At 60.8% G+C, this 12,737-nt stretch carries 10 protein-coding genes; 8 read left to right on the top strand and 2 right to left on the bottom strand.

Going from position 1 to position 12,737, the window contains the following annotated elements; all coding sequences use genetic code 11:
- Positions 1–11 precede the first annotated feature (11 nt).
- The 8 genes from ACQRC0_RS05055 to ACQRC0_RS05020 all read left to right on the top strand — a co-directional run bounded on the left by ACQRC0_RS05055 (position 12) and on the right by ACQRC0_RS05020 (position 9,681).
- On the top strand, positions 12–308 hold the full coding sequence (locus ACQRC0_RS05055) for a hypothetical protein (protein ID WP_154517147.1): 297 nt from the start codon (positions 12–14) through the stop codon (positions 306–308).
- Entirely contained in the window at positions 305–814 is a 510-nt protein-coding gene (locus tag ACQRC0_RS05050) for a hypothetical protein (RefSeq protein ID WP_427728267.1), read from the top strand. Before ACQRC0_RS05055 ends, ACQRC0_RS05050 begins: the two co-directional genes overlap by 4 nt.
- Positions 815–901: 87 nt before the next feature.
- Positions 902–1,504, top strand: a complete 603-nt coding sequence (locus ACQRC0_RS05045; protein WP_427719603.1) for a hypothetical protein — start codon at positions 902–904, stop codon at positions 1,502–1,504.
- A gap of 280 nt (positions 1,505–1,784) precedes the next feature.
- Positions 1,785–3,176, top strand: a complete 1,392-nt coding sequence (locus tag ACQRC0_RS05040; protein ID WP_427728265.1) for a hypothetical protein — start codon at positions 1,785–1,787, stop codon at positions 3,174–3,176.
- 87 nt (positions 3,177–3,263) lie between these two features.
- The gene (locus ACQRC0_RS05035; RefSeq protein ID WP_154517132.1) at positions 3,264–3,980 is read left to right on the top strand and encodes a DUF554 domain-containing protein; all 717 of its coding nucleotides are present in this window, start codon (positions 3,264–3,266) and stop codon (positions 3,978–3,980) included.
- Positions 3,981–4,068: 88 nt separating this feature from the next.
- Positions 4,069–5,829 carry a TerB N-terminal domain-containing protein gene (locus tag ACQRC0_RS05030; protein WP_427728262.1) on the top strand — a complete coding sequence of 587 codons (1,761 nt, stop codon included), beginning with the start codon at positions 4,069–4,071 and terminating at the stop codon, positions 5,827–5,829.
- Entirely contained in the window at positions 5,822–7,120 is a 1,299-nt protein-coding gene (locus ACQRC0_RS05025) for an ATP-binding protein (protein ID WP_427728259.1), read from the top strand. The genes ACQRC0_RS05030 and ACQRC0_RS05025 overlap by 8 nt, the downstream gene beginning before the upstream one ends.
- Positions 7,121–7,236: 116 nt before the next feature.
- Entirely contained in the window at positions 7,237–9,681 is a 2,445-nt protein-coding gene (locus tag ACQRC0_RS05020) for a DEAD/DEAH box helicase (RefSeq protein WP_427728256.1), read from the top strand.
- Positions 9,682–9,885: 204 nt separating this feature from the next.
- Here the strand turns inward: ACQRC0_RS05020 and ACQRC0_RS05015 are convergent, their stop codons facing one another.
- Both ACQRC0_RS05015 and ACQRC0_RS05010 read right to left on the bottom strand, forming a co-directional pair.
- Entirely contained in the window at positions 9,886–10,761 is an 876-nt protein-coding gene (locus ACQRC0_RS05015; RefSeq protein WP_427728254.1) for a spermidine synthase, read from the bottom strand.
- Positions 10,762–12,669 (bottom strand): elongator complex protein 3, encoded by a 1,908-nt coding sequence (locus ACQRC0_RS05010; protein ID WP_427728251.1) that lies wholly within the window; start codon positions 12,667–12,669, stop codon positions 10,762–10,764.
- Between the last annotated feature and the right edge of the window lie 68 nt (positions 12,670–12,737).

Here is a 12,737-nt window from a genome sequence, read left to right as displayed (position 1 = left end):
GGGAGGTTTCCATGGCATATTACTGGCCCCAATACGGTTTCGCCATCGAAGTCGATGACGACCCCTATCTCTTGCCTTTCGACGAAGATGCATTTCCAGGTACGGAGGTCTACCACGTCACCACCGATGTGATCTGCGACCCCGAGTCGTTCTCGGCGCTCGCCCACCACATCGCGCGTATCCACAACATCGAGCTCCCTCACGACTTCGACGAGCTCATCTACTCGCGCCGCCTGATGCTTCACATGCTCTTTGGAGCGGACCCGTCCACGTTCGCACGTGTCTACACCACCAAGGACGCCGCATGAGTGCGAAGAAGCCGCCCCGCCTTGCAGGACTGGGGCGTCGCAAGAAACTCGTCGTTGTCTGCCTGGCTGTCGTCTGCGCCCTCATCGCCGTAGGGCTATACGCCTGGCAGTCGCAGCCCGTGCCCGAAGCGGGCGCCTCAGTCACGACGGCAGAAGGTAAATCGCGCCAAGAAATCCAGGATGAGCTCGACGCCATCGTCCGCGACAACATGATGACGATCTCGGTCGCGCCGGTCGCACAGTTGCAGGAAGGCGGCAAGTTGCGCGTCAACGTGCAAAACGTCCAAGACAACAAGTTTCCCCAGCGCTTCCGCGTGATTCAAAACGACGAGACCATCTATGAGTCCGGTGTGGTCGAAGCCGGCAAGACGGTTGAGACCTGCCCCGCCGGCGATATCCAAGAAGGCGAGGCATATATCGAGATTCAGGCACTCGATGCCAAGACCTACGACACCCACGGCAATCCGACGCGCGTCAAAGTGCGGGTGGCACAGGCAAAAGGCTAGTGGCCGACGCGCTCGCAGGGGCAGCACCCTGTCCCCATTCGTCCAACCATCACGGAAACAGTCCGTGACGAGCAGAAAGGATCGATTATGAACACACCCATGAACCTGAGCGGAGCCAGGGCACTCGCCGTGGGCGCAGGGCTTACGCTCGCACTTGCGATGGGCGCCGCGCCAACGGCGGCCATGGCAGAGGTGCGCGTTGGAACCACCGATGTGACGGTGAAGGCCGACATTAGCAATGTTTCGTTTAAGGCGCCAACGGTCATCCCCTTTGCCGCCAAAGCCGACGGAACGCTTGTAGGACCCTCCGACGAGACGATTACCATCGACAACCTCTCGGCATATGGCATCCACGTCACCAACATGAAGGTCACGGCCAAGAACGACTGGACAATCGTTGCAGACGCAAAGACGGGCTCGGCCCAGAACTCCATCGATTTTAAGGTTGGCCCCGATACGGCAGAAAAGGATGCCAGCTCGGCGACTCAGACTACGGGCCTCGATCTTTCCAAAGACGCAAGCTTCGACATGAAGTACAAGGACATTGGCGACGGAACGGACAAAATTAGGCTCAATGTGAGTGGCCACGTCGCCCGCGTCACGCGTGACATCTACCACGCCACCGGTACGGGAGATCAAGTGGCAAGCATCACCTGGACGGTCGAGCCCGGTGCGCACGCCACGTCCTAAGGCGATTGCACTGGCCGCCATCGTCAGCATCTTGGCGTCCGCACCCGCAATGGCCTTTGCTCAACAAGAGCAAGCGCAAGCGGCCACAGAAGTGACCGTCGATCTTTCGGGCCTTAATCGCGGCAGCCGTCACGAGCCGCTCGTCCAGACGAGCGACACCCGGCAACTCATTGCGGTAGGCGTCGCCACGGTGGGAGCAGGACTGACGTGCCTTGGCCTGCACATCAAACGCAACCAATAGCCAAGCACGACCGGAGTACGCGGAATAGATAGGAGAACCATGGCACCCAAAAACCTTTTGCCCGTTGCCGCGCTCTGCAGCGCACTGGCGAGCGGTACGCCTCTCGCCGCTTGGGCGACGCCCGCCACGGCAAGCTCCTTACCGCAAGCTCTGAACCCCGCGTCGAATTCGTCGGGTATCGTCGCCTGCCAACGTTTTTCGCTCGCACATGCCACGGTCCGAACCTCGGGATGCCTTCACCGCAATACGGTCGACTCGATAGTCGTGGATATCAATCGACCGGACAAGGAGAACGGCCCCCAGACAGGTTGCGCCATCTGCACATGGAAATCGGCTGCAGTCGACGCCGATGGCGACCCATGCGACTTAGAGCTGCGCATCGATATTGCCTCGGTCGATGACTCGGCGAACGGGGCAAAGGTCGTCTTCGACAGCGCGGCCCATGAAGAAGAAGGGGGTGTATGCCTGGGCTGCGTTCCCTCGAATGCCGATGGCGCGCAGCCCATCATCTCCTTTACGGCGTCGCTGCGGCTGACCAAGGCGGACACCGAAGCCATCGCAACGGGAGATGCGCCTTTGCTGTTCTACGCTGGCGACGCGGACGACCAAAAGGCTCAGAGCACCAGGCAGAAGGGCTCGCTTAACCTCACGCGCGGATCAGAACCCGCCCCCATCAATATCGATGCCCAGGAGCCGGGCGTGCAGCGCATTCTCGCCGATCCGGCGCTGCTCCAAATGACGTGGCACGGAGTGGGGTCCGTCGAGATTGCCGCTCCTATATCGCGCGATAATGACAAATCCCCCAAAGACGAGGTCGCAGACGCACCGGCACATGTTGACGATGCATCATCAGAAGACAACGCTGCGGTTCCTCTCGAGAAGCCAAGCGGCAGCGCCACCGAACTAGGCGATTCCCAACCGAAAGACGGCCTGGACTTTGCTGCTCCCCCAGGTGTCGACGAAGGCAACTGTTGCATGATGGTCGCGCTCGACCACACGGAAACCGTCGATGCTGCAAGCATTGAGCCAGTCGCTGCCAATGCGCCCCGCCGCAAAAATATCCTCATCGCATTCCCCAACACCGTCGAGCTCGTCTTTTTGCCTTCGGGCGAAGTCGTCGCGCCTACGGCACTTACAGCAGTGGGAGCAAAGAGCGCATCGAACGATATCCAAGCCATCTCGGCACTTGATGCCACAACGACCGCCAAGTTACACCTTTATTCCGTTGCAGCAGACGGAACGCGAACCGAAGAATTCGACGGAACCAATCTTTTGGTTCCTCGTCGCATCGGTATCCAAGAAGACGTCCCCTATCAAATGGAACTTGAAGGGTTCGATCGCGCACGAGATGCCGACATCATTGCCGCAGCCATCGAATCCCCGCAGCACCTCATGACGCTGCGCTTCGACTTTAGCCCCATCCTGTCCTAGACCGCTAACTGCCGCTTGGCTCGGATACTGAGCGCCCCTCCCCGTTCTGCTACGATTGCCGCGTTAGCATCAATTACAGGAGGGTTCATGCCGGGTTTAGGAACGATCATCAACGTCGCGCTTTTGATCGCGGGCGGTCTGCTTGGCCTTATGGGCGGGCGCTTCATTACGCCTCGCATCCAAGACACGCTCATGAAGGCGTCGGGGTTGTGTGTTCTGTTTATCGGCTTGGGCGGCACCATGCAAAAGATGCTCGTTATCGATGGAGAGGCGTTGGCGACCACCGGCACCACCATGCTTATCGTCTCATTTGCCCTCGGTTCGCTCATCGGCGAGGCCATCAACCTGGAGGCCGCCATCGAGAACCTTGGCGAATGGCTCAAGCGCAAAACCGGCAGCGAAGGCGACAACGAGTTCACCAACGCCTTTGTCTCGGCATCGCTCACCGTGTGTATCGGCGCCATGGCCATCGTAGGATCGATTCAGGACGGTCTGCTCGGCGACTGGTCCACGCTTGCCCTGAAGGGCGCGCTGGACTGCATCATCGTCTGCACCATGACGGCCTCGCTTGGCCGCGGCTGCATCTTCTCGGCCCTGCCCGTTGCCGTATTCCAGGGCACGATCACGCTTTTTGCCGGCGCACTCTCCCCCATCATGACCACCGCAGCCCTCGACAGCCTTTCGCTTGTGGGCTCTATGCTCATCTTCTGTGTTGGGGTTAACCTTATTCGACCTCAGACCTTCCGCACGGCCAACATGCTCCCCTCCGTCGTCGTGGCGGTCATCTACGCCCTCTTGTTCTAAATCTATCTACGTAGCGGTTTCTCGAACACCTGTTTGATGCTGTGCTATGATATGAGGTCACCGAAGCTGCGTTAGGAGAGGAGAAGCGGTGGCCGACCAGGACGTCAAGATGCTCATCGAGCGCATTATGGCCGAGGCCCGGACCCATCAGTCCGCCCGCTTCTCAAACGAAATCTATGCTGACGAGCCGATTCTCAAGACCGGTCGACAGATGCAGAACTTCCTCCCCGACCAGTACCGCAAGATGCGCGAGATATCGCGCTGGCAAGATGATCCCAAAGGCGGCGCGGGACGTTGGCTATCGGAGGCGGAGCTCTTTTACCGCCAAGGCCTGCTGATGGCCGACTTCGAGGACGATTGTCCCTACAACGGCACCTTTAAGTCGTACTTTCCCACCTACAATGCCATGAGCGATCGACAGTTGCGCGGCTACTTTACCTGGCGTGCCCAAGTGCGCCACGGAACTGTCGAGGAAACGTCTACGTCCTTTGCCTTCCTGTATCTCTATGAGCTGATCTGCGGCATTGGCGTAGATGACCCACTCGATGGCTTTAGCAAGATCAAGGCCTTTTGGAACGCCTATCGTGCCTTCGAGCCCGGCATCGACCGGTTTGCACGCGTGTGGTTGCAAGATTACGCCGTTTTCCACGGGCTCGACCCCAAACTGCTTCGCGACTCTAAAACCGTCATGTTCGATAACGCCCTTATCGAGCTGCGGCGCGCGGCTCGAGACCTTGCATCTGCACCGACGCCGCCGGACCTGGCGCCTGCGCGTCGCAAGACCTCCGAGCCTACGCTCCCCCTCCCGCCCGACGAGGCGGGCGAGGAGCGACTCATGGCCGCTATCAACGCCCTCTCCACGTATAACCTCGATAACTCTAGACTCGATCGCAGCCACCATCGCGACCTACGCCACGTGGCATGTGCCGTGTACGTCCGCATGGCGCGCTACTATGACACGCATCGAAAGACCGGTATCGTGGCGAGCTTGTTTGGGGAGGAGACGGCCATGCCCTATACCATGTTTGCCTCGGCCGTGTTCTTTGCGCCCGAGCGCCACGAGGACTGCGAATACCGTCTTGACCCCATCCATATCTACCGCTGCCAAAACGGTTTTTGGGAATGCATGCGAATTCACGGCAGCAGGCAAAAGAGCAGCAAGCTTGGTGAGATGATGCGCGCCTGCGACCAACGTCTGCGCCTGGCCCTAGCCCCCGCCCACCCCCTGAAGGAGGAGAAGGTCCCCAAATATCTGGCCAAAATCATCGATGACGAGATCGTGGCATGGCTTTCGTGGGATGCCGCACACCAGCCCGTCAAGATCGATATCGATTTGAGCCAGCTGGGGCACATTCGGAGCGCCGCCGCGCAAACGCGTGAAGCGCTTTTGATTGATGAGGAGCGCGAGGACGGCACGCCCGTGGAAGCCGAGGCAACGCTTATCGAGCAGCCGGGCCGCGAGTCTGCGCCCGGCATGACTGCCGAAGCTGGCGAGATGACCATACAGCAAGACGAACCCGACAAGCCGACTGTCTCCGCCGAAGAGTTTGGCGTCATGGCACCGCTCCTCGTGTCTGCGCCCGCACCCGTAACGCCCGCGTCTGCCGAAGCTACGAACAAACTCGCGCCCGCCGAAGATGCCTTTCTTCGCGCGCTCCTCGAGCAAAACACAGCGCAAGCGACATCGGCAGTGGAGAGGTCGGGCCAGAGCGAGGATATACTCGTCGACAGCATCAACGAGACGCTCTTTGACCTGGTGGGAGACACCGTTATCGAGTTCGGCGCGGCAGGACCGCAAATTATCGAGGATTACGAAGCAGACGTGAGAGGATACCTAGACCATGAGTGATACCGCATCCGCAGCACCCCGCGTGCCCAAGCGCGTCGCTGCCGTCATTCTCAACTCACTCAAGGGCGGTGTGGTCCCGCGCATCGGCCTTCCCTATATCACCGTAGGGCGCGAGGTCGAGATCCGCGCCCTGCTCACCGATTTGAGTCTCATCGCCGACGGTGGCGCGAGCTTCCGGTTTCTGGTCGGTCGCTACGGCGCAGGCAAGAGCTTTTTGCTCCAGACCATCCGCACGCACGCCATGGGCGAGGGGTTCGTCGTCGCCGATGCCGACCTGTCGCCCGAGCGCCGCCTGCAGGGCGGTCAGGGGCAGGGCCTTGCCACCTACCGTGAGCTCATCCGCAACATATCGACCAAGACGCGCCCCGAGGGCGGTGCGCTCAACCTTATTCTGGATCGCTGGGTCGCCTCGTGTGCCGACGTCGACGAGTCGGTCGTCAATGCCCAACTGGCCCCGCTCGAGGAGATGGTCCACGGCTTCGACTTCGCCCGCATGCTCCGCCGCTACCGCACGGCCGTATCCGAGGGCGATGAAGAGGCCATGAGCCGCGTAACCAAATGGATCCGCGGCGAATACCGCACCAAGAGCGAGGCTCGAGCCGAACTGGGTTCCTCAACCATCATCAGCGATGACGACTGGTACGACTACGTTAAGCTCATTGCGCGCTTTTTGGTCTGCAGCGGCTACAAGGGCATGCTGGTGCTCATCGACGAACTCGTGAATCTGTATAAGATTCCCAACGCGATCACGCGCCAATACAACTACGAGAAGATCCTGACCATGTACAACGACACGCTCCAGGGCAAGGCGCAGTACCTGGGCATGATCATGGGCGGCACGCCAACCTCCATCGAAGACCGCCGCCGCGGCGTGTTCTCCTACGAGGCCCTGCGCAGCCGACTCGCTCAGGGCCGCTTTGCACGCGAGGACCTTAAGGACATGCTCGCGCCCATCATCCGTCTGCAGCCACTCACCTACGAAGAGTTGCTGGTGCTGATCGAAAAACTCATGCAAATTCATGCCGGCTACTTTGGCTGGACGCCCACGCTTACCGAGAGCGACCTGGTGGACTTCCTCAAGATTGAGTTCGGTCGCGTGGGAGCCGACACGCATCTGACGCCGCGCGAAGTCATTCGTGACTTTATCGAGCTGCTCGACATCCTATGCCAAAACCCCGACGCCAACGTGGCCGAGCTGCTGCAAAGCGTCGGCAGTGACGCGCCAGCAGCCGCAACAGACGACACCGGCACCGCAGGCGCCGACCGCAACTTCGCCGAATTCGCCATCTAACCTGCCAAAAAGGGACAGGTTTATTTTAGCAGGTTTTATCTGGGCAAACATTGAAGCAGTCATGCAGCAAGCCACTGCCCGCCGCGTTGAGAGATTCGCTTTTGAAAGGAGGCCCCGTGAACGCCTTTGACCGCTACGCCCCGTTTATCCAAGACTTCATCTACTCCCACGATTGGGAGAGTCTCCGCTCCATTCAGGTTGCGGCGGCAGATGCCATCTTTAACACACAAGACAATGTGCTCCTGACGGCATCCACGGCTTCCGGCAAAACCGAGGCGGCCTTCTTTCCCATCCTGACCGAGTTTTGGGAGAAGCCGCCCGCGAGCGTGGGCGCCCTCTACATCGGCCCCCTCAAGGCGCTCATCAATGATCAGTTCGTCCGCCTTAACGACCTCTGCGAAGAGGCCGATATCCCTGTCTGGCACTGGCATGGCGATGTCTCGCAGTCGCACAAGGCTAAGCTCATCAAAAAGCCGAGCGGCATCTTACAGATTACGCCCGAGTCACTCGAGGCGCTCCTGATCCATAAGCACATGGCGATCCCGCGCATGTTTTGCGACCTGCGCTATGTGGTCATCGACGAGGTCCACTCGCTCATGCGCGGCGACCGTGGCGGGCAGACGCTCTGCCTTATCGAGCGACTCTCGCGCATGGCCGGCGTGCAGCCTCGACGCATTGGCCTTTCGGCCACCATCGGCGACCCCGAGCGCACGGGCGCTTTTCTCTCACAGGGAACGGGACGTGACTGCGTTATCCCCCGTTTTGAGGAACCGCGCCGCGTGTGGCGCATCTCCATGGAGCACTTCTACAACTCGGGTCCCCAGGCACAGCAGCGGGGATTCGAGAGCATGGGTCCTCAAGAGGCCGAAGTGCTTGCCTCCGAGCGCATTGAGGCTGTGGCACCCACGGCGCTGCCGGCCGACACCCAAGGCATGTGCCACAGCGGACAGCCCACACAGGACAAGCGCCGTCAACGTCGCAAACGGGCACAGGGTAAGGCTACCTCCGGGAACCGCTGCACTTCCTCGGCCCCCGAGGGCGAAGTCGACATCCCCCGGGCCGCCGAGCAAGCGCTCCTCAACCCCACCGACACCGCACCCGACAACGCCGATCCCGGCATGGGCTATATCTTCGAACACACCCGCGGGCGCAAGTGTCTGGTCTTTGCCAACTCGCGCGAGGAGGCAGAGGCCGTATGTTCCATGCTGCGCAGCTACTGCGAGAGCCGACACGAGCCTGACCGTTTCCTCATCCATCACGGCAATCTTTCGGCATCGTTGCGCGAGACGGCAGAAGAGCTCATGCGCGATGAGGAGCAGGCACAGACGACCGTCACCACCTCTACGCTTGAGCTTGGCATCGATATCGGCCGTCTGGAGCGTGCGTTTCAGATCGATGCGCCATTTACCGTCAGTTCCTTTTTGCAGCGAATGGGCCGCACGGGACGCCGCGACCTTCCGCCCGAGATGTGGTTTGTCATGCGCGAGGAAGAGCCCGAGCCGCGCACGATGATGCCCGAAACCATTCCGTGGAAGCTCCTGCAGGGCATCGCACTCGTACAACTCTATCGCGAGGAAAAGTGGGTCGAGCCGCCCGAGCTCGATCGACTCCCCTACAGTCTGCTCTATCACCAGACTATGTCGACGCTTGCCAGCACCGGAGAGCTCACGCCGGCAGAACTTGCCCAGCGCGTGCTCACGCTCAGTTATTTCCACCGCGTCTCAGCCGATGACTATCGCGTGCTGCTGCGTCACCTCATTAAGATCGACCATATCCAGGTCACCGAGGGCGGCGGGCTCATCGTGGGCCTCGCGGGCGAGCGCATCATCAACAATTTTAAGTTCTACGCCGTGTTTCAGGAAAACGAGGAGTTCACCGTCCGCAGCGAGTCGGCCGAGCTGGGCACGATCGTCAATCCCCCACCGCCCGGTGAACGCATCGCCATCGCCGGGCACTGCTGGATTGTCGAGGAAGTGGACTGGAAGCGCCACACCGTCTTTGCTACGCAGGTCAAGGGCCGTGTGCCGGCCTACTTTGGCGACTGCCCCGGCGACATCAACACGCATGTACTCGAGCGCATGCGCAAGGCGCTCAACGAGCACGCGACATATCCATACCTTATGGGCAACGCGCGAGCCCGTCTGGCGCAGGCTCGCCATACGGCCGAGATTTCGGGTGCGGGCACTAGGCCACTCATTAACCTGGGCGGCGACACCTGGGTGCTCTTCCCCTGGCTGGGCAGCTATGCCTTTTTGGCGCTCGAGCGCATACTCAAGATTAAATGTGCCGCGGAGCTGGGCCTTCGCGGACTCGACCCGTCGCGCCCGTACTTTATGCAGTTTAAGATGAAGGCCGACGAAGAGACGTTCTTTGAGGTACTCGCCGCCGAGGCCGAGAAGGACTTCGATCCCATCGAGCTCGTCTATCCCGGCGAGGTGCCTTACTTTGATCGTTACGATGAGTTCGTTCCCGAAGAGCTCGTGCGTAAGGGCTTTGCCGAAGGCGTGCTCGACATAGAGGGTATGAGGCAGCGTGTCCGCAGCTGGCGCGACCACGCATAAAACGGGGCTGACTATATGAGCAGTCAATTTGGGACGGGGCTATTTTAGCTGCCCTTGCAGGTAAAGCGAAAGGTTTGGCCGATTAGTGGCAGGGATAGCTAAAATAGCCCCGTCCCAAATTGACTGCTCCCGATGTGGAGCGAGCCGGCATCCGAAAGCAGCTAAAAAGCCCCGTCCCAGAAAGACTGGTCGCAGAAAGACGCGCTAGTCGTGAAGGACGGCGCCGAGGAAGTCGGCGTCAAAGGGCACGGCTTCGGCAAAGGCATGGTTCCCGTCGCTGGCGATGAGCAGGTAGTTTTCCTCGCCGCCGAACTCTGTATCGCCACAGGGGACCACCCAGGCGTGGCCGAATACCTCGAGTGCCGTGGCAGCACAGTCGCGCAGGAACGTTACATCGCTCCCCTCGTTTGCGCTCACGATATTGGCAACGTAGATACCCCCGGGGTTCAGGCTGCCCCGCACTAAACGCAACGCCTCAACCGTCGCCAGCTCGCCTACGGGCTCGGCACCGCCAAAGCAATCGCTCACGACCACGTCGTAGCGACGATGGCCCACACTCGTCACACCCAGATACGAGCGAGCCTCAGCGGTTATCACCCGCAGGCGATCGCCCGCCGCGCGCTCTAGCTCGTCTAGGTAGAACCAGCGGCGCGCCAGGCGCGTAATCTCTCCGTCATACTCGATAACGTCCATGCGCAGGCCCTCATGCGACATCAGCGCAAATTTGGGATAGGCAAACCCGCCGCCACCTAGCATAAGCATACGGCTGATACCGTGACCATAAACGTCACGCATCGCATCCTCGGCCTCAAACACGTCGTCAAACGCGCGATAATACGCAAAGACGGGCTCCGCCCAGCGCTCGCCGACGTAACTCGCGCTTTGGTAGACACCGCCCTGCACCAATACGCGGACTTCATCGCCGCCCTCATCGTGCACGCGTTTCACACGCGCCAACCCATTGCGGGTTCGCGCAACCTGCAGGCAGGCAGCACGAACAGCGACGGCAGCCGCACCAAGCGCCGCGGCTCCCAGAGCAACGCCGGCAACAACGCCGGCAGAAACACTCGGTTTGTTCATCTAGAGCTCCTTTTGCAGATAAAGGCCATGGTCATAAAATCCAAGATGGCGATAGTACTCGCGTGTGCCAATCGCGCTGATCACGTTGATGCGCGCATAACCCGCATCCCGGGCAATCTCGCACGCACGCTCTACGAGCAAACGCCCCAACCCGTGATGCTGCGCCGCCTGGCCCTGGTCGCCCACGCGCGCCGCCATGCCGTACACGTGCACCTCGCGAATCATCGCCTCGTCCGGCGTCGTCGGCAACTCGTCCGCATGCGCGGCAACAAACGAATGGTCGGGCAGCGACAGGCGCAAAAAGCCCGCAATCTTGCCCTGCGGCGTCACCCACTGCAAAAAGCGCTCGTGCGTCACCGGCGTCTCGTACGCTACATCCTCGTCAAGGGTCAGTTCATCCAAGTCGGCACCCGCCGTGCTGATCTCGCGATAGCGTATCTCACGCACCGTCGCACCGTCACCCCGAGCAGCCAGGCGGTTCTCGACGAGCTGACGCAGGTTGGGCTTCTTGTTGCCCACCATAATGTCATCGGAGCTAAAATCGCGGATCATGCGGCTGATACGGCAGAACGGCGGCGTCACCACGATGTCATCGGCTAGCACGTCGAGCAGCTCCTCCTCGGTATAGGGGCGCCACTCGCCGCGCTCGTAACAGCCCACCAGACGCGAGCCCTCGATGAGCGCGCACGGGTAGACCTTGACCTCGTCGGGCATAAAGGCCCCCTCGGTCATAAAGCGCTCGTAGTCGCGCTTGTCCCCCTCGGGTGTGGCACCCAGCAAGTTGAGCATAAAATGCGCGTGGATCTTAAAGCCAAACAGGCGCGCAAGCGAAAACGCCCGCTCGATTTGCCCCACCGAAATGCGACGCTCGTTGATATCGAGCAGGTACTGGTCGAGGCTCTGGATGCCCATCTGAATCTTGGTGCAGCCCAGGCGGCGGATGAGCGTAAGCGCCTGCGGCGTTACGGCATCGGGGCGCGTCTCGATAACGAGTCCCACCACGCGATGCTTCGCCGTCTCGTTGATGCGCTGCTGACGCTCGAGCTCCTCCATCGTTGCCGTCTGCCACTCGGTGACCTCGCCCCACGGCGTACCGGGGCCGTACAGACGACGCACCGCACGGTTATAGCCGCGCACGGCAGCATCCACACGCTCCTGCTCGTCGGCAACGCCGGCAGCGAGCTCGGCCTCGTCTGTCGCAATGCCGGCAGCCCGATAGCGCTCGCGGCGCTCCGCTACCACCGGCGGCAGGGCATCGGCGGGTGCATCGTCGAGCAGACGCCCCGCCTCGGCACGGCTGATGCCCGGACGCGCCAACATGGGGTTGGCCGCCACGCCGGCGACGGCATCGTCATTGAGCGCACGGAAAAGCTCCGACATAAACCATGTCTGATAGCCTTCCGGATAGTCGCTCCAGGTGCCACCGAGCACAATGAGCTCAATCTTATCGGTCGCATGCCCCATCTGCGAAAGCGCGGTCAGACGAGCGCTCACCTGCAGATACGGATCGAAGCAATTTTGCTCCGCACGGGCGCACGCGGGCTCGGCATGCAAATAGCTTTTGGGCATACGCAGGTCGTTGGGGCAAAACAGGCAATCGCCCGAGCACGGCCACGGCTTGGTGATGACGGTAATGGTCGCTACGCCCGAAGCCGTGCGGCGCGGCTTCATGCGTAGCACCTGCAGCAGTTGACGTTCCAGATCGGAATCGACATTCCACGCAGCCCAACGAGCCGGATCCTCACGTTTAACCCGCTGGTAGAACGGCAGCAGACGGCGCTTGGCCAGATCGCGCTTGTCGGCACCCTCACGGCGTGCCTCGGCATGTATCAATTTGACGAGCGCCTTGTCGTCCACGGTCTCGCCGCGACGCAAGGCTTTAAGTATGTTCAAGATAATCTGTTCCATGCCCCCATTGTAAAGGCAAAGGCGCCGGAGCCCGTCACGGCCCCGGCGCCTTCATCAAAGAGCACGCC

Origin of the sequence: Collinsella sp. SGI.033 (assembly GCF_050315135.1) — a bacterium.
In the GTDB taxonomy this organism is placed as follows: Bacteria; Actinomycetota; Coriobacteriia; order Coriobacteriales; family Coriobacteriaceae; genus Collinsella.
This window is presented reverse-complemented; position numbering and strand designations above follow the sequence as displayed.

What these genes read in the sequence shown, in the direction of transcription:
- ACQRC0_RS05055 (WP_154517147.1), top strand. Translation starts at nt 12, where the DNA reads ATGGCATATTACTGGCCCCAATACGGTTTCGCCATCGAAGTCGATGAC.
- ACQRC0_RS05050 (WP_427728267.1), top strand. Translation starts at nt 305, where the DNA reads ATGAGTGCGAAGAAGCCGCCCCGCCTTGCAGGACTGGGGCGTCGCAAG.
- ACQRC0_RS05045 (WP_427719603.1), top strand. Translation starts at nt 902, where the DNA reads ATGAACACACCCATGAACCTGAGCGGAGCCAGGGCACTCGCCGTGGGC.
- ACQRC0_RS05040 (WP_427728265.1), top strand. Translation starts at nt 1,785, where the DNA reads ATGGCACCCAAAAACCTTTTGCCCGTTGCCGCGCTCTGCAGCGCACTG.
- ACQRC0_RS05035 (WP_154517132.1), top strand. Translation starts at nt 3,264, where the DNA reads ATGCCGGGTTTAGGAACGATCATCAACGTCGCGCTTTTGATCGCGGGC.
- ACQRC0_RS05025 (WP_427728259.1), top strand. Translation starts at nt 5,822, where the DNA reads ATGAGTGATACCGCATCCGCAGCACCCCGCGTGCCCAAGCGCGTCGCT.
- ACQRC0_RS05015 (WP_427728254.1), bottom strand. Translation starts at nt 10,761, where the DNA reads ATGAACAAACCGAGTGTTTCTGCCGGCGTTGTTGCCGGCGTTGCTCTG.
- ACQRC0_RS05010 (WP_427728251.1), bottom strand. Translation starts at nt 12,669, where the DNA reads ATGGAACAGATTATCTTGAACATACTTAAAGCCTTGCGTCGCGGCGAG.